This window comes from Streptomyces sp. NPDC050263, from assembly GCF_040655955.1.
Classification (GTDB): Bacteria; Actinomycetota; Actinomycetes; order Streptomycetales; family Streptomycetaceae; genus Streptomyces.
In genome coordinates this window covers 38,693-59,508 of the sequence record NZ_JBFAKW010000056.1, presented here as the reverse complement: position 1 = coordinate 59,508, position 20,816 = coordinate 38,693, and the positions used below count along the sequence as shown (strand labels likewise).

At 73.6% G+C, this 20,816-nt stretch carries 18 protein-coding genes; 10 read left to right on the top strand and 8 right to left on the bottom strand.

What is annotated here, in order from left to right; translation table 11 throughout:
- Nucleotides 1-206: 206 nt before the first annotated feature.
- Both AB0J04_RS24525 and coaA read right to left on the bottom strand, forming a co-directional pair.
- Nucleotides 207-1,145 (bottom strand): DUF389 domain-containing protein, encoded by a 939-nt coding sequence (locus AB0J04_RS24525; protein ID WP_363170687.1) that lies wholly within the window; start codon nt 1,143-1,145, stop codon nt 207-209.
- 29 nt (nt 1,146-1,174) lie between these two features.
- Complete coding sequence (coaA, locus tag AB0J04_RS24520) at nt 1,175-2,164, bottom strand: type I pantothenate kinase (protein WP_363170686.1); 990 nt, start codon at nt 2,162-2,164, stop codon at nt 1,175-1,177.
- 131 nt (nt 2,165-2,295) lie between these two features.
- Here coaA and glmS point away from each other — a divergent pair, with 131 nt between their 5' ends.
- Nucleotides 2,296-4,143, top strand: a complete 1,848-nt coding sequence (gene glmS, locus AB0J04_RS24515) for a glutamine--fructose-6-phosphate transaminase (isomerizing) (protein WP_363170685.1) — start codon at nt 2,296-2,298, stop codon at nt 4,141-4,143.
- Nucleotides 4,144-4,238: 95 nt separating this feature from the next.
- On the opposite strand, the gene AB0J04_RS24510 is transcribed toward glmS, so the two are convergent.
- Both AB0J04_RS24510 and AB0J04_RS24505 read right to left on the bottom strand, forming a co-directional pair.
- Nucleotides 4,239-6,020 (bottom strand): insulinase family protein, encoded by a 1,782-nt coding sequence (locus AB0J04_RS24510; protein WP_363170684.1) that lies wholly within the window; start codon nt 6,018-6,020, stop codon nt 4,239-4,241.
- Nucleotides 6,017-6,973 carry a hypothetical protein gene (locus tag AB0J04_RS24505; RefSeq protein WP_363170683.1) on the bottom strand — a complete coding sequence of 319 codons (957 nt, stop codon included), beginning with the start codon at nt 6,971-6,973 and terminating at the stop codon, nt 6,017-6,019. Before AB0J04_RS24505 ends, AB0J04_RS24510 begins: the two co-directional genes overlap by 4 nt.
- A 132-nt stretch (nt 6,974-7,105) precedes the next feature.
- On the opposite strand from AB0J04_RS24505, the gene AB0J04_RS24500 reads away from it, so the two are divergent.
- From AB0J04_RS24500 to tsaE, 5 genes are all read left to right on the top strand, one after another.
- Nucleotides 7,106-7,477, top strand: coding sequence for a holo-ACP synthase (locus AB0J04_RS24500; RefSeq protein WP_363170682.1), 372 nt, complete (start codon nt 7,106-7,108; stop codon nt 7,475-7,477).
- A gap of 315 nt (nt 7,478-7,792) precedes the next feature.
- Nucleotides 7,793-9,238 carry an NAD(P)H-hydrate dehydratase gene (locus AB0J04_RS24495; RefSeq protein WP_363170681.1) on the top strand — a complete coding sequence of 482 codons (1,446 nt, stop codon included), beginning with the start codon at nt 7,793-7,795 and terminating at the stop codon, nt 9,236-9,238.
- Between the two features lie 121 nt (nt 9,239-9,359).
- Nucleotides 9,360-10,529 carry an alanine racemase gene (alr, locus tag AB0J04_RS24490; RefSeq protein ID WP_363170680.1) on the top strand — a complete coding sequence of 390 codons (1,170 nt, stop codon included), beginning with the start codon at nt 9,360-9,362 and terminating at the stop codon, nt 10,527-10,529.
- An 80-nt stretch (nt 10,530-10,609) separates the two neighbouring features.
- Complete coding sequence (locus AB0J04_RS24485) at nt 10,610-11,863, top strand: alpha/beta hydrolase (RefSeq protein WP_363170679.1); 1,254 nt, start codon at nt 10,610-10,612, stop codon at nt 11,861-11,863.
- Nucleotides 11,829-12,341, top strand: coding sequence for a tRNA (adenosine(37)-N6)-threonylcarbamoyltransferase complex ATPase subunit type 1 TsaE (tsaE, locus tag AB0J04_RS24480; protein WP_363170678.1), 513 nt, complete (start codon nt 11,829-11,831; stop codon nt 12,339-12,341). Before AB0J04_RS24485 ends, tsaE begins: the two co-directional genes overlap by 35 nt.
- Before the next feature lie 400 nt (nt 12,342-12,741).
- Here tsaE and AB0J04_RS24475 read toward each other — a convergent pair whose 3' ends face one another.
- Nucleotides 12,742-13,287 (bottom strand): hypothetical protein, encoded by a 546-nt coding sequence (locus AB0J04_RS24475; RefSeq protein ID WP_363170677.1) that lies wholly within the window; start codon nt 13,285-13,287, stop codon nt 12,742-12,744.
- Nucleotides 13,288-13,399: 112 nt separating this feature from the next.
- On the opposite strand from AB0J04_RS24475, the gene tsaB reads away from it, so the two are divergent.
- The 4 genes from tsaB to AB0J04_RS24455 are packed head-to-tail and all read left to right on the top strand — an operon-like array spanning nt 13,400 to nt 15,972.
- The gene (gene tsaB, locus AB0J04_RS24470) at nt 13,400-14,053 is read left to right on the top strand and encodes a tRNA (adenosine(37)-N6)-threonylcarbamoyltransferase complex dimerization subunit type 1 TsaB (protein ID WP_363170676.1); all 654 of its coding nucleotides are present in this window, start codon (nt 13,400-13,402) and stop codon (nt 14,051-14,053) included.
- Nucleotides 14,050-14,586: a ribosomal protein S18-alanine N-acetyltransferase gene (rimI, locus tag AB0J04_RS24465; RefSeq protein WP_363170675.1), complete on the top strand. Its 537-nt coding sequence runs from the start codon at nt 14,050-14,052 to the stop codon at nt 14,584-14,586. Before tsaB ends, rimI begins: the two co-directional genes overlap by 4 nt.
- Nucleotides 14,579-15,682, top strand: coding sequence for a tRNA (adenosine(37)-N6)-threonylcarbamoyltransferase complex transferase subunit TsaD (tsaD, locus tag AB0J04_RS24460; RefSeq protein WP_363170674.1), 1,104 nt, complete (start codon nt 14,579-14,581; stop codon nt 15,680-15,682). Before rimI ends, tsaD begins: the two co-directional genes overlap by 8 nt.
- Nucleotides 15,679-15,972 (top strand): hypothetical protein, encoded by a 294-nt coding sequence (locus tag AB0J04_RS24455; RefSeq protein ID WP_363170673.1) that lies wholly within the window; start codon nt 15,679-15,681, stop codon nt 15,970-15,972. Before tsaD ends, AB0J04_RS24455 begins: the two co-directional genes overlap by 4 nt.
- Here the strand turns inward: AB0J04_RS24455 and AB0J04_RS24450 are convergent.
- The 3 genes from AB0J04_RS24450 to AB0J04_RS24440 form a co-directional block, all read right to left on the bottom strand.
- A complete protein-coding gene (locus AB0J04_RS24450) occupies nt 15,935-16,885 on the bottom strand; it encodes a hypothetical protein (RefSeq protein WP_363170672.1) in 951 nt (316 codons plus the stop codon). The genes AB0J04_RS24455 and AB0J04_RS24450 overlap by 38 nt on opposite strands.
- Complete coding sequence (locus AB0J04_RS24445) at nt 16,882-18,360, bottom strand: hypothetical protein (RefSeq protein WP_363170671.1); 1,479 nt, start codon at nt 18,358-18,360, stop codon at nt 16,882-16,884. The genes AB0J04_RS24450 and AB0J04_RS24445 overlap by 4 nt, the downstream gene beginning before the upstream one ends.
- 65 nt (nt 18,361-18,425) lie before the next feature.
- Entirely contained in the window at nt 18,426-20,759 is a 2,334-nt protein-coding gene (locus tag AB0J04_RS24440; protein WP_363170670.1) for a glycoside hydrolase family 3 N-terminal domain-containing protein, read from the bottom strand.
- Nucleotides 20,760-20,816: the final 57 nt, after the last annotated feature.

The following is a 20,816-nucleotide window of genomic DNA, read 5'->3' as shown; positions in this document are numbered from 1 at the left end:
AGTAGCTCCGCTACGAGGACTCTCGCCCGGCACACCGAGAGCACGCACCGAACGCCGCTCCTTCTCCCACGGAGATCCATCAGAAGCCCCCTAGCCGCCGGGTGCGGGTGCCGGGTTCGGAGGTGGGGTTCTGTGCGCTGCGGGCTGCGGGTGCTTCGTGGCTTGTCGCGCAGTTCCCCGCGCCCCTGAGAGCGAAAACCCTCTGCTCACCCTGCCTTGACTCGTCGCTGTTGCTTTGACCAGAAGTACTTCTGGGCCAGCAGTGTCAGGGTGCCTGCCAGGATGATGCCCAGCAGGTTCAGCAGAAGTTGTTCTGTCGAGCCCCAGGTCTGTTCTGTGTCGCCGTAGCTGAGGGCTACCGCGGCGTTGGCTGCGGCCGGGACTGTCGTCACCGAGATCGCCACGCCGACCAGGGCTCCGGACTTCGCCGAGGTCAGGGAGAGGGTGCCGGCGGCTCCCGCCAGGACGGCCACGATGAACGAGAAGGGGTCGGGGGCGTAGACGAAGCCGGTCTGGGGGCGGTCCGCCTCCAACTGTTCCTTGCTGAACAGGCCCAGGGCGTCCATGAAGAGACTGAAGCCGACCGTCACCGCCATGGCCGCCGCGAAACCGATCAGCAGGGCGGTCAGCGAGCGCAGGGCCAGGCGGGGGGCGCGTTGCACGATCGATGTGCAGACGCCGGCCAGAGGGCCGAACTCGGGGCCGACGGCCATCGCGCCCACGACCAGGATCGCGCTGTCCAGGACCACGCCGCAGGCCGCGATCATCGTGGCCAGCGTGATGAACGCGAGGTAGGTGACGGAGAGCGTCGACTCCTCGTGGGTGGCGTCCGTGAGGTGCTCCCACAGGACCGCGTCGGCGCCCTCGCCCGGCGCCTCCGCCTCGGCCTTGTCGGCGCGCCGGGACAGCGACAGGTCGATGTTCTCGACGGCGATCGAGCCCGTCTTGTCGAGGCCCAACTGCTGTAGCCCGGCGAGGAGTTCGTCGCCCGCCTCGCGTGCCACGTCGCACAGGACGACATCGCCGGCCGGGTTGCGGGCCGCGCCCGTCAGCACCACCAGGTGGGTGGTGCCGACGGTCCGCTCGATCAGTCGGACCACGTCGTCGGTCCGGTCCGACGGGGTGATCAGGCGCAGGTGCAGCATGGGGGCAGGGTAGCCGTCGGCGTCCGCGGTCAGAGTTTGCGCAGGCTCAGGCGTTGGACCTTGTGGTCCTGGCCCTTGCGGACCACCAGGGTGGCGCGGCCTCGGGTGGGGGCGATGTTCTCCACCAGGTTGGGCTTGTTGATGGTGCGCCACATCGTGCGGGCGTAGTCGAGGGCCTCGTCCTCCGAGACCTGGGTGTACTTGCGGAAGTAGGAGGACGGGTCCTGGAACGCCGTGTCGCGCAACTTGCGGAAGCGGTTGAGGTACCAGCGCTCGACGTCCTCGACGCGGGCGTCGACGTACACGCTGAAGTCGAAGTAGTCGGCGAGGCCGACGCGGGTGCGGCCGTCCGTCCCGGGCAGGGCGGGCTGCAGGACGTTGAGGCCCTCGACGATGAGGATGTCGGGGCGGCGGACGGTGAGCTTGCGGTCCGGCACGATGTCGTAGATCAGGTGGGAGTAGACGGGGGCGGTGACCTCGTCCTTTCCTGCCTTGATGTCGGCGACGAAGCGGGTGAGGGCGCGGCGGTCGTAGGACTCGGGGAAGCCCTTGCGGGACATCAGGCCGCGCGCTTCGAGTTCTCTGGTGGGGAGCAGGAACCCGTCCGTGGTGACCAGTTCCACGCGGGGGTGTTCCGGCCAGCGGGAGAGCAGGGCCTGGAGGAGGCGGGCGACCGTCGACTTGCCTACGGCGACGGAGCCGGCGACTCCTATGACGAACGGGGTGCCGGACTGGGAGCCCTGTTCGCCGAGGAAGGTGTTCAGAGCGCCGCGCAGGCCGTCGGTGGCGCCGATGTAGAGGTTGAGGAGACGGGACAGCGGGAGGTAGATGTCGCGCACCTCGTCGAGGTCGATGACGTCGCCCAGGCCGCGCAGCTTCTCGACCTCCTCGGCGCTCAGCGGCAGCGGCGTCTTCTCACGCAGCGCGCTCCACTCGGGGCGGGTGAGGTCGACGTAGGGAGTCGCCTCCGGCCTGTGCCGGTGGGCGCTCCGGGGCATCGAGGAGACCGGAGAGATCACAGTCCATTGTTAACGGAGTTTGAACTGGATGGCGGGTGGGGTCCGTCACGTCCGGGGAACTCCCGCAGAATTTCCGAAATCGGGCACGCGGAGGCTCTTTCGGGACGGGGTTCGGTCGTAGGCTGCCGCGCATGTGCGGAATCGTGGGATACGTGGGGTCTCAGTCGGCGCTAGAGGTCGTCATGGCCGGGCTGAAACGGCTGGAGTACCGGGGGTACGACTCGGCGGGTGTCGCCGTGCTGGCGGACGGCGGGCTCGCCGCCGCCAGGAAGGCGGGCAAGCTCGTCAATCTGGAGAAGGAGCTCGGGGCGCGGCCGCTGCCGACCGGGCCGACGGGCATCGGGCACACGCGGTGGGCCACGCACGGCGGGCCGACCGATGCGAACGCCCATCCGCATCTCGACAACGCCGGGCGGGTCGCCGTCGTGCACAACGGGATCATCGAGAACTTCGCCGCGCTGCGGGCCGAACTGGCCGAGCGGGGGCATGAGCTGGGCTCGGAGACCGACACCGAGGTCGTCGCGCATCTGCTCGCCGAGGAGTTCTCCGTGACCTCCGATCTGGCGGAGTCGATGCGTCTGGTGTGCCGGCGGCTGGAGGGGGCGTTCACGCTGGTCGCGGTGCATGCCGACGAGCCCGGTGTGGTGGTCGGCGCGCGGCGGAACTCGCCGCTGGTGGTGGGCGTTGGAGAGGACGAGGCCTTTCTCGCCTCGGACGTCGCCGCGTTCATCGCCCACACGCGGTCGGCGATCGAGCTGGGACAGGACCAGGTCGTCGAGCTGCGGCGGGACGGGGTGACGGTCACCGGGTTCGACGGACTGCCGGCACAGATCCGCGAGTACCACGTCGACTGGGACGCGTCGGCCGCGGAAAAGGGGGGTTATGACTACTTCATGCTCAAGGAGATCGCCGAGCAGCCCAAGGCGGTCGCCGACACCCTGCTGGGCCGGATCGACGGCTCGGGTGCGCTGACCCTCGACGAGGTGCGGATCCCGGCCTCCGAGCTGCGGGAGGTCGACAAGGTCGTCATCGTGGCCTGCGGTACGGCCTTCCACGCCGGGCTGATCGCCAAGTACGCCATCGAGCACTGGACGCGGATCCCGTGCGAGGTGGAGCTGGCCAGTGAGTTCCGATATCGGGATCCGATCCTGGGCCCCCGGTCGCTCGTCATCGCCATCTCGCAGTCCGGCGAGACCATGGACACCCTGATGGCGCTGCGGCACGCCCGCGAGCAGGGCTCCAAGGTGCTGGCGATCTGCAACACCAACGGCTCGACGATCCCTCGTGAGTCGGACGCGGTGCTGTACACGCACGCCGGGCCGGAGGTGGCCGTCGCGTCCACCAAGGCGTTCCTGACCCAGTTGGTCGCCTGCTATCTGGTCGCGCTGTATCTCGGTCAGGTGCGCGGCACCAAGTGGGCGGACGAGATCCGGACCGTCGTCCGGGACCTCGCGCGGATCTCCTGTGAGGTCGAGCGGGTGCTGGAGACGATGGAGCCGGTGCGGGAGCTGGCGCGGTCGCTCGCCGGGAAGGACACGGTGCTGTTCCTGGGGCGGCACGTGGGGTATCCGGTCGCGCTGGAGGGTGCGCTCAAGCTGAAGGAGCTCGCCTACATGCACGCGGAGGGGTTCGCCGCCGGTGAGCTGAAGCACGGGCCGATCGCGCTCATCGAGGAGGATCTGCCGGTCGTCGTGGTGGTGCCGTCGCCTCGGGGGCGGTCCGTCCTGCACGACAAGATCGTGTCCAACATCCAGGAGATCCGGGCGCGGGGTGCGCGCACGATCGTCATCGCGGAGGAGGGGGACGAGGCGGTGGTGCCGTACGCCGATCATCTGATCCGGATTCCGGCGACTCCTACGCTGCTCCAGCCGCTGGTGGCGACGGTGCCGTTGCAGGTGTTCGCGTGCGAGCTCGCCACCGCGCGGGGCAACGAGGTGGATCAGCCCCGGAACCTGGCGAAGTCGGTGACGGTGGAGTAGTCGGGTCCCTGGCAGTCGGGTCTCCGGCAGTCGGGTCTCCGGCAGTCGGGTCTCCGGCAGGCGGGGCGCTCTTTGAGAGGCGCCCCGCCCGTTCGTCAGGAGCGGCGGCGTTGCCTGCGGGCCGTGTACAGCTTCCAGGTGGCGAAGGCCAGCGGGATCTCCATGATCCAGACGCCCACGATCACGTCCCACTCCGGGTTCGCGGCCGAGGCCTCCTCGGAGGTGATCACCGCGCAGAGCAGTCCCCAGGCCACCGCGAGCAGGCCCACGAGCCAGAGGGCGGTGGTCCAGGCCCAGGTGGAGCGGGCGCCGCCGGTCCGGCCGGAGGCGGGCGTCCGCTTGCGGGGCTGGGGGATCTGCTCCGGGGGCCGGGCCGGCATCCGCACGACCGCCGGCGCGGGGACGGCCGCGTCGAGGGCCGCGATGCGCTCCGGGGTCACCCCTTGGTACAGGGTCGGCTCCACCGTGATGGAGAAGGCGTCGTGGCCGGTGAGGCCGCGGGCGCCGTCGGGGCGGACGGTCATCGCCGAGCAGGCGTCGTAGCGGACGGTGATCGGGCCCCTCGGGGTCAGCAGGCTCACCCCCTCCGTGCCGATGACCAGGGTGACGTCCTCGTCCTCCAGGGACGGGTGGCGGGTGCCGGTGACGGAGTCCGTCGAGATCTGCGGGGCGACGGTGCAGCCCGCCCAGTCGACGCCCCGGCCCGGCACCTGGAGCAGGGCGTCGGCCCATGCCTCCCGGGCGACGTCGCGCAGGTCGTCCACCGTCACCGCCTCCAGCTCGGCCCGGTGCTGCTCGGGGGTCAGGACGCGGTGCCCGAGCAGCAGGCTCAGCGCGTACGAGGGGAGCGCGGCCGCGGCGAGGTCGGGAGTGTCGTACATCTTGAGGATCTTGCCGCGGGCGGAGTCCAGCTCGGCCTGCTCGATGCGGCCCGCGCGCAGCCGGGCGAGGGTGTCGACGAACCCGCCGACGACCGCGTCCTGCTTCTGCGGGAGGGCGTCGGCGTACGCGGTGAGGGTGGCGAAGTCGGCGTCGCGCGGGGAGTAGTCGGCCTCCGCGGAGTAGGAGTAGCCGCCTTCCTGGCGCAGGTCCTGGAAGAGGGCCCGGCCGAGGACGTCCGCGAAGACGCTGGCCGCGGTGGAGCGGCGGAGCACCGAGGTGAGGACCACGTGGCCGTCGTCGCCGCAGATGAAGGCGGGGGTGACCGGCAGGGCGCTGGTCGCGGCCGGCGCGGGGCGGCGGGAGCCCCGTGGGAGGGTGAGGTCCAGGCCCTCGGGGACGTGGTCGCTGGTGATCCGCAGGACCGCGTTGTCCCTGGTGAAGCGGGTTTGGGCCCAGTCGCGCACCTGGTCCGGGGTCAGGCTCCAGGTGCCGAGCTCGTTGTAGCTGGTCAGGCCGTAGCCCTGGGCGCCGTACCGCCACAGCGGCAGCTGCTGTTGCGGGCCGCCGCCGCGGCCGGCCGCCTCGGTGCGCAGGATCTCCTTCTCGGTCTCCAGCCGCTCCATCGGCAGGTCCCGCAGCCCGGCGCACACGCTGTTGAGGTACTCGACGACCTCCGCCTCGCTGCCGTGGACGTGGAAGAGGGTGTACGCGTTCGCCGTCGCGCCGTTGTAGTGCAGGTCGGACAGGCCGAGGCGGTGCAGGGCGAGGTGTTCGACGAGGTGGGTGAGGCCGGCGGTGGCCAGGGTCTCGTCGGCGCGGCCCACCCGGAAGAAGAGGCCGGCGGTGATCTCGTTGCCGCCGGACGCGGTGGCCGGGGCGTAGAGGGTGGGGATGCCGTCGGTGGTGGTGTGCGAGACCAGGCCGGTGAGGGCGGCGAGGGCGTCCGCGGTGCCGAGGGCGTCCGCGACGGTGTCGTCGTGCGGGTCGGTGGTCACGGCTGTCTGCCTTCCTGGCTCGCCAGCGCGAACGTGCGGAACTTGAGGAACGCCGACTTCTGGTCGGGCAGGTACTGCCACGGGAACTCGGACGCCCGGTCGCCGAGGAAGGCGAAGTGCGGGGCCGCGTCCGCGAAGTGGCCGCCGAGCGAGAAGGCGAACGCGAACGCGCTGTGCGCGCCGATCGAGTTCCAGTCGGGCCGGTGATCCGGGTGCAGCACGGAGACCTGGGCGGCGAAGCGCAGGTCGTCGCGGACCGGCACACCGCGCAGGTAGGCGGTGCGCTCGGTGCTCTTCAGGTCCACCCAGTGCTCGATGTGGGCGAGGGCGACCAGCGCGCCGGAGGCGGAGCCGTCGGGGGCCCCGGTGGCGCACTCGCGGGCGAAACCGTGCGCCGCCTCCCAGGAGCCGCCCCACTTCGGGCACAGCTGCTGGAGCAGCTGCGACTGGGCGCGGTAGTGGTGCGGGTGGTGGGCGGCGAGCCGGTCGTAGCGGCGGCGGGCCTCGGTCAGGCCCAGCTCCAGACCGCGCGCGGTCAGCAGACGGGCCGTCCAGGCGGGGGCGTACGCGGGCTGCTCGGCGCACACCTCGATCAGGATCTGCTCGGCCCGCCGCAGCCAGTCGTGGAACTGGCCGAACTGGTCCTGCGAGACGTGCTTGGCGAGGGCGCCGCTGCGGATGTCCCAGCCGATGTAGACGTACCGCTCGGCGAGGAGGGCGCGCGGCAGCGGGTCGCCGGGCAGTTCGGCGGCCGCCCGCTCCAGGAAGTTCTCGACGCCGGGGATGTCGGCGAGGAGGCCGGAGGCCGAGGTGAGCCGGTCGACCGACCTGAGGCCCGCGAAGAAGGCCCGGACGGCGGGCCAGTCCCCGGCCTGCGCGGCGGTGCGCAATGGGATCAGCTCGGGTGTGTTGTCGTACGGGTCGAACGTCGGCCCCGACGAAGTGCTGGTCATTCCTCCGCCCCCTGGCGTTGCGTCCGCGGCGCGCGGGCTGGCCCCCCAGGGCGCGCGGCGGTGAAAGCCTGCTTGATCAAGTCGCCGCAGGCTAGCAGCAGGCTGTGACAGGGCGGCCTTAGGGTGCTCGGCATGAGCATCATCGGGGTCGGTATCGACGTGGCCGAGATCGAGCGGTTCGCGGCGTCGCTGGAGCGGACGCCCGCGCTGGCCGGGCGGCTGTTCCTGGAGAGCGAGTTGCTGCTGGCGAACGGGGAGCGGCGCGGGGTCGCCTCGCTGGCCGCGCGGTTCGCGGCGAAGGAGGCCCTGGCCAAGGCGCTGGGGGCGCCGCCCGGGTTGCTGTGGACGGACGCCGAGGTCTTTGTCGAGGACAGCGGGCGGCCTCGGCTGCGGGTGCGGGGGAGTGTCGCCGCGCGGGCGGCCGAACTGGGCGTGCGGAGCTGGCATGTGTCGTTGAGTCATGACGCCGGGGTCGCCTCGGCGGTCGTGATCGCGGAGGGCTGAGACGGGACGGCCGAGACGGGACGGCTGGGACCGGATGGTGCTGGGACCGGGCGGCTGGGACCGAGCGGCTGGGACCGGATGGTGCTGGGACCGGACGGCTGAGACCGAGGGGCTGGGAGCGGGCGGCTGGGACCGGATGGTGCTGGGACCGGGCGGCCGAGACTGAGCGGCTGGGACCGGATGGCGCTGAGACCGGACGGCTGGGACCGGATGGCGCTGGGACCGGACGGCTGGGACCGGATGGCGCTGAGGCCCGACGGCTGGGACCGAGCGGGCCGTGTGCGGAGGCGGGGGAGGCCGGGGGAGACTCGCCGTATGCGTACTGCCTACTGCGTCGAGACCGTCCGCCGTGCCGAGCGGGAGTTGATGGCCAGGGTGCCCGAAGGGGCCCTCATGCAGCGGGCCGCCGCGGGGCTCGCCGCCGCCTGCGCGGATCTGCTGGGGCGGGTGTACGGGCGGCGGGTCGTGCTGCTGGTCGGCAGCGGGGACAACGGGGGCGACGCGCTGTACGCCGGGGCCCGGCTCGTCCGGCGCGGGGCGGGGGTGACCGCGGTGCTGCTCGCGCCCGAACGGACGCACGCCGGCGGGCTTGCCGCCTTGCGGCGGGCCGGTGGGAGCACGGTCGCCCCGGGCGGCGCCGGGGACGTCGTGCGGCGCGCCGACCTCGTGCTCGACGGGATCGTCGGGATCGGGGGCCGGGGCGGGCTGCGGCCGGACGCGGCCGCGCTGGCCGGGGTGGTCGCCGAGTCACGGGCCGTCGTCGTCGCCGTCGATCTGCCCAGCGGCGTCGACGCCGATACGGGCGAGGTGCACGGGAGTGCGATCCGCGCCGACCTCACCGTCACCTTCGGCACGCACAAGCCGGGGCTGCTGATCGATCCCGCGCGGGAGTACGCCGGGTCGGTGCGGCTCGTCGACATCGGGCTGGGGGACGCGCTGCCCGGCCGGCCCGAGTTGGCGGCCCTGCAGCACGCGGACGTGGCCGGCCTGCTGCCGGTGCCGGGCGGGAAGAGCGACAAGTACCGGCGGGGGGTCGTCGGGATCGCCGCCGGGTCCGCCCGGTATCCCGGGGCCGCCGTGCTGGCCGTCGCGGGCGCGCTGCGGGGCGGTGCGGGGGCCGTGCGGTACGTCGGGCCGGCCGGGGACGCGGTCGTCGCGCGGTTCCCCGAGACGCTCGTCTCCGACCAGGGACCGAAGCAGGCCGGGCGGGTGCAGGCGTGGGTCGTCGGACCGGGAGCCGGGGACGACGCTGCCGCGGTGGCGCAGGTGCTGGCGGCTGCCGCCGAGGTGCCGGTGCTGATCGACGCGGACGGGCTGCGGCTGGCGGACGTGGACGCGGTGCGGGGGCGTGGCGCGCCGACGCTGCTGACGCCGCACGCGGGGGAGGCGGCCGCGCTGTTGGGGGTGGCGCGGGAGGAGGTGGAGGGGGCTCGGTTGCGGTACGCGCGGGAGTTGGCGGCGCGGTATCGGGCGACCGTGCTGCTGAAGGGGTCCACGACGCTGGTCGCGGAGGCGGGGGACGGCGGGGTGGTGCGGGTGAACGCGACGGGGACGCCGTGGCTGGCCACGGCCGGGAGCGGGGACGTGCTGTCCGGGCTCGCGGGGTCGTTGCTGGCGGCGGGGTTGAGCGCGTTGGACGCGGGGAGCGTGGGGGCGTATCTGCACGGGCTGGCGGGGCGGTTCGCGGCGGTGGGCGCGCCGGTGGGGGCGCACGACGTTGCGGAGGCGGTGCCGGCCGCTTGGCGGGACGTGCGGGGATAGGGGCGGCTGGTTTCTTCGCCGCCGCCCCGTCCCTCCCCCACTCTCGGCCTCGCTCGAGCGGGGGCACCTCCGGACGGGCTGAATACGGGGGCTGTCCGGGGCCTCTGAGACACTGGGCGCGATGAGTGAGAACGCCGAGTTGTCCGCTGCCCCGATGCGTGCCCGTGCCGAGATCGACCTGGGCGCGCTGCGGGCCAACGTGCGCGTGCTGCGCGCCAAGGCGCCGGGTGCGGCGTTCATGGCCGTGGTGAAGGCGGACGGCTACGGGCACGGCGCCGCCGCCTGCGCCCGCGCGGCCGTCGAGGCCGGTGCGACCTGGGTGGGCACCGCCACGCCCGAGGAGGCGCTGGCGCTGCGGGCCGACGGCGGACTGCCGGCGGACGTCCGGATCATGTGCTGGCTGTGGACGCCGGGCGGGCCCTGGCGGGAGGCGGTCGAGGCGGATCTCGACGTCTCCGTCAGTGGACTGTGGGCCCTGCGGGAGGCCGTTGAGGGGGCACGGGCCGCCGGGCGGGCCGCCCGTGTGCAGCTCAAGGCCGACACCGGGCTCGGGCGGGGCGGGTGCCAGCCCGCCGACTGGGCCGAGCTCGTCGCGCAGGCGCTGCTCGCCGAGGCGGAGGGGACCGTTCGGATCACCGGACTCTGGTCGCACCTCGCCTGCGCCGACGAGCCCGGGCATCCTTCCGTCGCCGTCCAACTCGGCCGCTTCCGGGAGATGACAGCGCACGCCGAGCGGCTGGGCGCCCGGCCCGAGGTGCGGCACATCGCCAACTCCCCGGCCACGCTCACGCTCCCGGAGACCCACTTCGACCTCGTCCGCCCGGGCATCGCCATGTACGGCGTCTCGCCCAGCCCCGAGCTGGGCTCCTCGGCCGACTTCGGGCTGCGTCCGGTGATGACCCTCGCGGCCTCGCTCGCCCTGGTGAAGCACGTCCCGGGCGGGCACGGCGTCAGCTACGGCCATCACTACGTCACCCCGGGCGAGACCACCCTCGGCCTGATCCCCCTGGGCTATGCGGACGGCGTTCCCCGGCATGCCTCCGGCACCGGCCCGGTGCTGGTCGGCGGCAAGTGGCGGACGGCCGCCGGGCGCATCGCGATGGACCAGTTCGTCGTCGACCTCGGCGGCGACGAGCCCGAGCCGGGCGCGGAGGCGATCCTCTTCGGCCCCGGCGACCACGGCGAGCCCACGGCGGAGGACTGGGCGCAGGCGGCCGGAACCATCGGGTACGAGATCGTCACCCGCATCGGAGTGCGGGTTCCCCGCGTCTACGTAAATACATCAGCATGAACCGTCCAGGACAGGTCCCAGGGGAATGCGGTCATGTGAATGTGTGAGAAGACGTGGCGTCGGGCGGAGAGGAGCGGTACGTGAGTGAGAGCGGTGCGGAGGCGATGGCGAGCGCCGCTTCGGCGGTCGCCGCCGCCTCCGCCACGGGGGCGGGCGGGGGCTGGCGCCGGGCGACCGGCATCGCCGGCGCCGCGATAGGCGTGATCGCCGCGGGCGCCGCGGCCGGCGTCGCCCTGGAGCGGATGACCGTGGGGCGCGGCATGCGGGCCAAGGCCCGACTCGCCCTCGACTCGACGGGCCCGTACGGCGGGCTGCGCGGCACTCCGGGCAAGGCCTACGCCGACGACGGCACCGAGCTGTACTACGAGGTGGACGACGTCGAGCCGCAGGGCGGGCCGGCGGGCCGGCGGCGCCGGCTGTTCGGGCGCAAGGCGCCGCTGCCCGTCACCGTGGTCTTCAGCCACGGCTACTGCCTCAACCAGGACTCCTGGCACTTCCAGCGGGCGGCCCTGCGGGGCGTCGTGCGGACCGTGTACTGGGATCAGCGCAGCCACGGCCGTTCCGGGCGCGGCGTCGCCCAGGTGCAGGAGGGTGTGCCGGTCAGCATCGACCAGCTCGGCCGCGACCTGAAGGCCGTCGTCGACGCGGCCGTTCCGGAGGGCCCGATCGTGCTGGTCGGGCACTCCATGGGCGGTATGACGGTGATGGCGCTGGCCGCGCTGTACCCCGAGCTGATCAGCGAGCGGGTCGTCGCGACCGCGTTCGTCGGCACCTCGTCCGGGCGGATGGGCGAGGTCAACTTCGGGCTGCCGGTCGCGGGCGTGAACGCGGTGCGGCGGGTGCTGCCGGGGGTGCTGAGGGCGCTCGGGCAGCAGGCGGCCCTGGTGGAGAAGGGGCGGCGGGCCACCGCCGATCTCTTCGCCGGGATCATCAAGCGGTACTCGTTCGCGTCCCGGGACGTGGATCCGGCCGTGGCTCGGTTCGCCGAGCGGATGATCGAGAGCACGCCGATCGACGTGGTCGCCGAGTTCTACCCGGCCTTCACCGAGCACGACAAGACCGAGGCGCTCGCCTGTTTCACGGACCTGCCGGTACTGGTGTTGGCCGGGATCGGGGACCTGGTCACGCCGAGCGAGCACAGCGAGGCCATCTCCGACCTGCTGCCGGACGCGGAACTGGTGCTGGTGCCGGACGCGGGCCACCTCGTGATGCTGGAACACCCGGAAGTGGTCACCGACCGCCTCGCCGACCTGCTCACCCGCGCGGGCGCCGTGCCCGCAGGGGCTACCGTGAAGGGCTATGGAAGCACCAGCAGCACCGCGCAACCCGGCTGACGTCGAGCTCACCGTCACCTCCCCCGGCCAGATGCGGGAGCTGGGCCGTCGCCTGGCCAAGCTGCTCCGCGCCGGGGATCTCGTGATGCTCAGCGGGGAGCTCGGCGCGGGCAAGACGACGCTCACTCGGGGGCTCGGCGAGGGCCTCGGGGTCCGCGGCGCGGTCACCTCGCCCACCTTCGTGATCGCCCGGGTGCACCCCTCCCTCGGGGGCGGCCCGCCGCTCGTCCATGTCGACGCGTACCGCCTGGGCGGCGGGCTCGACGAGATGGAGGATCTCGACCTCGATGTGTCGCTGACCGACTCGGTGATCGTCGTGGAGTGGGGCGAGGGCAAGGTCGAGGAGCTGACCGAGGAGCGGCTCCAGGTCCGTATCCACCGGGCCGTCGGCGACACGACGGACGAGGTGCGGCATGTGACGGTGACCGGGCTCGGGGAGCGGTGGGCCGCGGTGGACCTCAGCGTGCTGTCGGCCTGAGGCCGTCGCTGTTCGGCGTGATCCGGCGTGATCCGACTTCGTGAATGTTCCGACAACCTGTCGGCAAAATGTTGCGCTCGGCGTCCGGCGCGTGGTCACATGGTATCAAGTTCTTACTTAGGTCTACCTAAGTACGCCCGCCCCCGAACTTCAGGAGGCGTCCATGTCGGCCACAGAGCCCCAGTCCCAGTCCCAGTCCCAGTCTCCGTCTCCGTCTCCGTCTCCGTCTCGGCCCCAGTGCCGGCCCCAGCCGTCTCGGCCGTTCATGCTCGCCGGTGCGTCGATGCGTGACCTGCTGGCCTCGTGCGCGGCCGCCGAGGCCGTCTCGACGCCGCCGAGACTGCCCGACCCCGGGCTCGCGGAAGAACCGGTCAGGCGCCCCGAGGCGGCGTGAGGGGGCTCAGGGGATCACGATGATCCGCTGTCCGATCGTGGCGAAGTCCCACATCGCGTTGCCGTCCGCGACGGTCTCCCGGATGCCGCCCGTCTTCACCGTCGGGTCGGCCTCCGGCAGTGAGCCGTCCAGTGCCGCGCTGAAGCCGATCGTCACGCCGTCCACGGCGGTGAAGCGCACGACGTGCTCGATGGGGGTGCCGTCGGTGCCCGTGACGGCGCCCGAGCGCGAGGACACGTCGTAACTCCCCGGGAGCGGGTCCACACTGCCGGGAGCGACCTTGAACGTGCGCTTGACCTCGTCGTTCGAGCCGACCAGCCACACCCGGTCGCCGCCCAGCGCGTACACGACCCGCTCGCCCACGCCGGAGTCGTCCGGCAACGCGGCCGAGCGCTCGCGCTGCGCGCTCGCCGCCTTCGCGGGGGCGCCGCTGCGCTGCGGCTTCGCGAGGTCGGCGGGTGCGCTCGCCGACGCCTGGAAGGCGAGGAACCCGACCGTCGTCAGGGCCGCCGCGGTCAGCCCGGCCACGAAAGTCGCGCTGTTGCTCGGCATCGGCGAACCGTCCCATCCGTCCCGTTGATCACGTTTCGCGGCGACGTTAGCAGTGTTCACGCCTCCGGCCGGGACGGCCGTGTCCGAGGCACGGGAGCCGTAGGCTGTTTGCGTGCTCTTGCTCGCTCTGGATACCGCCACCCCCGCCATCACCGTCGCGCTGCACGACGGCGACGGCGTCATCGCCTCCTCGAGTCAGGTGGACGCGCGCCGGCACGGCGAGCTGCTGCTGCCCGCCGTCGACCGGCTGCTCGCCGGGGCCGGGCTCCGGCTCGACGCCGTCAGCGGGATCGTCGTCGGCGTCGGCCCCGGCCCGTACACGGGGCTGAGAGTGGGGCTGATGACCGCCGACACCTTCGGGCTCGCGCTGGGCGTCCCCGTGCACGGGCTGTGCACGCTCGACGGCCTCGCGTACGCGTCCGACCTCGAAGGCCCCTTCGTCGTGGCGACCGACGCCCGGCGCAAGGAGGTCTACTGGGCGCGCTACGCCGACTCCCGGACCCGCCTCTCGGGCCCGGCCGTCGACCGGCCCGCCGACATCGCCGACCAGGTGGCCGGGCTGCCGGCCGTCGGCGCGGGCGCGCTGCTCTACCCGGAGACGTTCCCGCACGCGCACGAGCCCGAGCACGTCTCGGCGGCGGCGCTCGCGAGTCTGGCCGCGGAGAAGCTGGCCGCGGGCGAGGAGCTGCCGGCCCCGCGGCCGCTGTACCTGCGCCGGCCGGACGCCCAGGTGCCCAAGAACTACAAGGTGGTCACCCCCAAGTGACCGAACCCGTCAACCCCGTGCTGTGCGAGATGCGCTGGTGGCACATCGAGCCGGTGCTGGAACTGGAGAAGGACCTCTTCCCCGAGGACGCCTGGTCGCGGGGCATGTTCTGGTCCGACCTGGCCCACGCCCGCGGCCCCGCGGCGACCCGGCGGTACCTGATCGCCGTCGACACGGCCAAGGACGACCGGATCGTCGGATACGCGGGCCTGGCCGCAGCGGGTGACCTCGCCGACGTCCAGACCATCGCGGTCGCCCGCGACCACTGGGGCACAGGACTCGGCGGCCGGCTGCTGACCGAGCTGCTGCGGGCGGCGACCGCCTTCGAGTGCGCCGAGGTCATGCTGGAGTGCCGGATCGACAACGTCCGCGCCCAGAAGCTCTACGAGCGCTTCGGCTTCGAGGCCATCGGCTTCCGCCGCGGCTACTACCAGCCGGGGAACGTGGACGCCCTGGTCATGCGCCTCACCGACCCATCGAGACAGGTACCGACCTCGGTACAAGGGACACAGGAAACCGAGAACAATGGCTGACGAACCCCTGGTTCTGGGGATCGAGACCTCCTGCGACGAGACCGGCGTGGGCGTCGTGCGCGGCACGACCCTGCTGGCGGACGCGATCGCCTCCAGCGTCGACGAGCACGCCCGCTTCGGCGGGGTCGTGCCGGAGGTGGCCTCCCGGGCCCATCTGGAGGCCATGGTCCCGACCATCGACCGGGCGCTGAAGGAAGCGGGGGTGAGCGCGAAGGACCTCGACGGCATCGCGGTCACGGCCGGTCCGGGTCTGGCGGGCGCGCTCCTGGTCGGCGTCTCGGCGGCGAAGGCGTACGCCTACGCCCTGGGCAAGCCCCTCTACGGCGTCAACCACCTCGCCTCCCACATCTGCGTGGACCAGCTGGAGCACGGCGCGCTGCCGGAGCCGACGATGGCCCTGCTGGTGTCCGGCGGCCACTCGTCCCTCCTGCTGTCCACCGACATCACCGCCGACGTCCGTCCGCTGGGCGCGACCATCGACGACGCGGCGGGCGAGGCCTTCGACAAGATCGCCCGGGTGCTGAACCTGGGCTTCCCGGGCGGCCCGGTCATCGACCGCTACGCGCGCGAGGGCGACCCGAAGGCGATCGCGTTCCCGCGCGGCCTGACCGGCTCGCGCGACCCGGCGTACGACTTCTCCTTCTCCGGTCTGAAGACGTCGGTCGCCCGCTGGATCGAGGCGAAGCGGGCCGCGGGCGAGGAGGTGCCGGTCCGGGACGTGGCGGCCTCCTTCCAGGAGGCGGTCGTGGACGTCCTGACCCGCAAGGCCGTCCGGGCCTGCAAGGACGAAGGCGTCGACCACCTGATGATCGGCGGCGGCGTGGCCGCCAACACCCGGCTGCGGGCGCTGGCCCAGGAGCGCTGCGAGGCGGCCGGCATCCGGCTGCGGGTGCCGCGCCCCAAGCTCTGCACGGACAACGGCGCGATGGTGGCGGCCCTGGGCGCGGAGATGGTGGCCCGGGGGCGGGCCGCGTCGAGCTGGGACCTGTCGGCGGACTCGTCGCTCCCGGTGACGGACCCCCACGTCCCCGGCCGCACCCACGAACACCACCACGATCATGTGCACGAGGTCGCCAAGGACAACCTGTACTCATGACCGTCGCGCTGATGTGGGAGGCCCGCGCGGTCGCCGGGCGGGGCGCGGAGCTGCTGGCGTGGGCGCGGGCGCAGGAACTCGCCGGGCAGCCGCTGCGCCGGGAGACCTTCCGGGCCCCGCAGGACCGGGTGCTGGTCATCACGTGGTGGGACGCCGAGTACGACGCCGTCCTGCCCGAACTCCCGGAGCCGGGCGGGGAGTTGGTGACCCGGGCGGTGCACCGCTGGCGGTTCGAGGCGGTGGCGGAGCCTCCTACGGCTGGGGCGCCGACAGGGCCCACGTCGAGGTGAGCAGGGTGGTCGCGCACAGGGCGAAGGCCACTGTCGTGACCAGGCTTCCGCCGCTCACGGCGAGACCCGCGACGACGCCGACGGCGGTGCCGGCGGCGGCGGTCACGGCGCCCCGCCACCAAGCGGCGCGGGTGGGGCGTACGACGGTGTCGGCGGGCAGGACGAAAGCGTCCCGCAGGTCGGCGCGGACGGCCTCGTCGTCGAAGAGGGCAGTGAGCGCGGTCGCGGGTCGCAGTCGGCCCAGGGGGACCAGTCGGGTGCCGTCGAGGAGGGCGACGACGGCGGGGCCGCGGGGCGGGCCGTGCACGGTCACCGGGGAGTCGGCGGGGGTGTCGTCCAGGATCGGGTGCCACATGACCCGTTGCCGGTGCCGGGCGCCGTCGGGTGCCGTCAGTTCCAGCCAGGTCGTCCTCGTCGCCCGCCGTAGGCCGTAGCGGACGCGCGCCGTCATCGGGCGGCCCGGGCGGCGGGCCGTGCGGCAGAAGCGCAGCCCCCGCCAGGCCCAGACGCCGAGGAGGGGGAGGGCCGCCGCCGTGCCCAGGGCGATCGGCATGATCAGGTCGTCCTCGGTCGCCGTCTCGTCCGGGTCGGCCGGGAAACCCTCGGGCGTCGGGTCGCCGGCGTCGTAGGCCACCGGGAAGCGGCCGCCCTTGCGGTAGCGGTCGGTGTCGTAGACGGCGAAGCGCTGCACGTGGGTGCGGTTCTGGGCGTCCGTCCAGCGCACCCGGATGTCGTCCTCGTCGCCGATGCCGTCCTCGACGACGACGCCCACGGTCCGTTCCGTGGCCCGGTCCCGGGCGGCGGTGTAGCGCTGGGCGTGCAGGCCGAGCCAACCGGCGAAGAGGGCGTAGCCGGTGAGCGTGACGGCCACGCCCAGGAGGCCCACGCGCAGGGCGGGTCCGGGGCGTCTCATACGGCCCACTCCTTCGGTTCGGCGGACGCCCAGAGGGTCAGCACCGGTTGCGGGTCCCCGCTGCGCAGGGCCTCGCCGATCAGTTCGTGCAGGTCGACGACGCGGCCGTCGTCCGGCGCGGTGACGACCGTGGAGAGCCAGCGGCTGGTGTACGTCCAGCCCGTCGTGCACAGCACCTCGGCGAACGGCGAGCTCAGGGCGCCGGCCAGGACGGTCCGGGAGAGCGTCGGACGGACGGCCGCGGGCGCCCGGCGCAGGGCGGGTTCGAGACGGCGGGCCAGCCGCGGCCAGCTGCCGTCGGCGAGGGCGTCCAGGGCCGCCGCCACCGCCTCGGTCGAGCTGTCCCGGCCGGTCGCGTCGAGGAGGGCGAGGCGGGTGTCGAAGCCGAGCCCGCGGAGCCGGTCGGCGGGCAGGTCGAGGACGCGCACCCGGTCCGGCTCGTCGCCCGGCTCCGGCTCGGGCTCCCAGTCCAGACCCGCGAGCTGCCGGTGACACCAGGCCTCGACGGCCGGCCCGGTCCGCAGGACGAGCGGGGCGGCGCCGTACGGGGTCGTGGGGTGGGCCGGCAGCGCGGCCACCCGGACGGTCAGCGGCGGATGGTCGGCCGCGGCGTACGGGTCCACGGCGTCCTCCTCGGCGGCGGCGCGCGCTGCCCGGCGGGCGACGTACGGGTCGCTCACGGCGGCGTCGAAGCCGTCGTAGAGGTCCACGGGCCAGGCGTCCTCCTCGGCCAGCGCCGCCGTCCAGCGCTCGGCGAACGCCGCGAAGGCCGCGTCCAGCAGCCCCGCCCGGCGCAGCGCCTCGGCGGTGGCCTCGGTGCCCGCGATCCGGGCCGCGTCGACGTCGGCGGCCCTCTCGTCGGCCCAGATCCGGGGCCGGGTGGCGCGCAGCAGCGGCGTGGCCAGGGGCGCGAAGGGGAGGAAGCGGCCCTCCAGCCGCTCCGCGAGCACGGCGCGGCCGAACCGCAGCAGACGGTGACGCCGGTCGCCCAGGTGTTTCTCGTGCGCCAGCTCGTGCGCGATGACGGAGGCCAGCTGAGCCTCGGTCAGATTGCGCAGCAGGGGCAGGCCGAGGAGGAGGACGTGGGTGCGCACGCCGCTCACCTCGGTGCGGCCCAGGGACGCCTGGACGACCGGCACGATCCGCACGAGGAGCGGCTCGCGGAAGCCGAGCCGCTCGGCGACGTCCCGCACCAGCGCGGCCAACTCCGGTTCGTCCTCGGGGCGGACAGCGCGGCCGGGCAGCGGGCCGCGGGTCTCCAGGACGCTCCTGGAGACCCCGACGACGAGCAGGAACAGCACCGCGGCCGCGGGCCAGCGCAGACCCCAGAGGTACAGCGCGAGGATCAGGGCCGATCCGATGACCGCCCTCGGCAGCCAGGCCAGCACCGGCATGGCGATGCCGAGCAGCCACTCACGGCCACGGCCGTGCTCGGACGCGGCTGTGCCCTCGGTTGTGGATCTGGGGGTGTCCATGGCGGTCCCGTCATGTGCCTGGAGTGTCGGCGGATTGTGCCACGCGGACACCCCCCGGCCGCACCTCAGTTACGCAAAACCTCCGTCTCGCAGCGCAGCCGCCGCTCCGCCCCCACCTCGCGCACCGGCCCGGTCAGCCGTACCCGGGCCACCTCCCGCACCTCGGCGCTGGACGTGCCCAACCGCAGTTCCAGCGCGCCGGGTTCGACCACCCGCCGGCCCTCGCGGTCGGTGAACGCGGACAGGTCGGCATGGAAGCGGAAGGTGACCCGCGCCGATTCGCCCGCCGCCAGCTCCAGCCGCCGGTAGCCGATCAGGCGGACGTCGGGGCGGGTCACCGAGGCGACCGGGTCGTGCAGGTACAGCTGCACGACCTCCGCGCCCGCCCGGTCCCCGGCGTTGCGGACGGTGACGGACAGGTCGTGGTCGCCGTCCGTGCCGATCTCCGTCGCGGGGCCGTCTGCCGTGGCCGGGCCGCCGGTGAAGTCCTCCCAGGCGAACTCCGTGTAGGAGCGACCGTGGCCGAAGGGGTACAGCGGGGTCGGGTCCAGGTTGCTGACCTCGCCGGCCAGGCCCAGGGGCGGCTGGAGGTAGGTCCAGGGCTGGCCGCCCGGCACGCGCGGCACGCTCACCGGGAGGCGGCCGCAGGGGTTGACGCGGCCCGACAGCACTCCCGCGACCGCCGGACCGCCCTCCTCGCCCGGGAAGAACGCCTGGACGACCGCCCCCAGCCGTCCGTGCCACCGCCCGAGCGCGTACGGGCGGCCGGTGAGCAGGACGAGGACGACCGGGACGCCCGTCGCCACCAGCGCGTCCAGCAGCTCGCCCTGGACGCCCGGCAGGTTCAGGTCGGTCACATCGCAGCCCTCGCCCGAGGTGCCCCGGCCGAACAGGCCCGCCCGGTCGCCGAGGACGGCCACGCAGACGTCCGCCTCAGCGGTGCGCGCGACGGCCTCCGGGAAGCCGGACGGGTCCGGGTCCGAGACCCCGCAGCCTTCGGTGAACGTCACCTTGGCGTCCGGGAGCTCGGCCCGCAGGGACTCCAGCAGGGTCGGGATCTCGATGCCCGTCTCCACCCCGGGGTGATGGGGCAGGACGTGCGAGGGGAAGGAGTAGCAGCCGAGCATCGCCAGCGCGTCCGCCGCCCGCGGCCCGACCACGGCCACCCGGGTGTCGGGGGCGAGCGGGAGCAGGCCGTCGGGGTTGTCCAGCAGGACCACCGACTCCTCCGCGAGCCGGCGGGCCAGGGCGCGGTTGGCCGCCGGGTCGAGGTCGATCGACTCGATCGACTCGGGGCTCGGCGGCCGCCAGTCCTCGTCCAGCAGGCCCAGTTCGCACTTCTGGAGCAGGACGCGCCGGGCGGCCCGGTCGACCAGTTCCTCGGCGACCTCGCCCGCCCGCACGGCCGCCACGAGCGCCTCGCCGTAGTACTTCACCGTGGGCAGCTCGACATCGATGCCGGCCGCCAGGGCGACGTGGGCCGTCTCCGCGGCGGTGCCGGCGACCCGGTGCAGGGTCTGGAGGAAGCCGATGCCGAAGTAGTCGGCGACGACCGTCCCGGTGAAGCCCCACTCCTCGCGCAGGAGGCGGGTCAGCAGCTCGGGGTCGGCGGAGGCGGGGACGCCGTCGCGTTCGGTGTAGGCGGCCATCACCGAGCGCGCCCCGCCTTCGCGCAGCGCCATCTCGAACGGCGGCAGCGTCACGTCCGCGAACTCCCGGGTGCCGGCGCGCACCGGGGCCAGGTTGCGGGCGCCCGCCGAGGAGGCGTACCCGGCGAAGTGCTTGAGCGTGGCGACGACCCCGGCCGACTCCAGACCGCGGACGTAGGCCGTGCCGACGGTGCCCACCAGGTACGGGTCCTCGCCGATCGTCTCCTCGACCCGTCCCCAGCGCGGGTCCCGGACGACGTCCAGGACGGGGGCCAGGCCCTGGTGGACGCCGACCGCGCGCAGGTCGCGGCCGATCGCCCGGCCGACCTCCTCCACCAGGGGCGGGTCGAAGGCGGCGCCCCAGGCCAGCGGGACCGGGTAGGCGGTGGCCCGCCAGGCGGTGAAGCCGGCCAGGCACTCCTCGTGGGCGACCGCCGGGATGCCGAAGCGGCCCGCGGCGACGATCCGCCGCTGGGCGAGGGCCAGGGCGCGGGCGCCGAGCGCCGGGTCCACGGGGGCGGTGCCGAAGGACCGGGTCAGCTGGCCGAGCCCCCGGGTGATCAGCTCGTTCCAGTCGTAGTCGGCGGTCATGTCGTGCTGGTGCGGGGCGACTCCGTCGCCGTCCGTCGCGGCGCCGACCCACACGCCGTACAGCTGGGCGGTCTTCTCCTCCAGGGTCATCCGGGGGAGGAGGTCGTCGACGCGGGCGGCGGCGGGCAGGGCGGGGTCACGCCAGGGGGCGGTGGTCATGAAACTCCTGTCAGAGGTCGGTGAGCCACCAGAGGGACACGTCGTTCTGTGCGAATG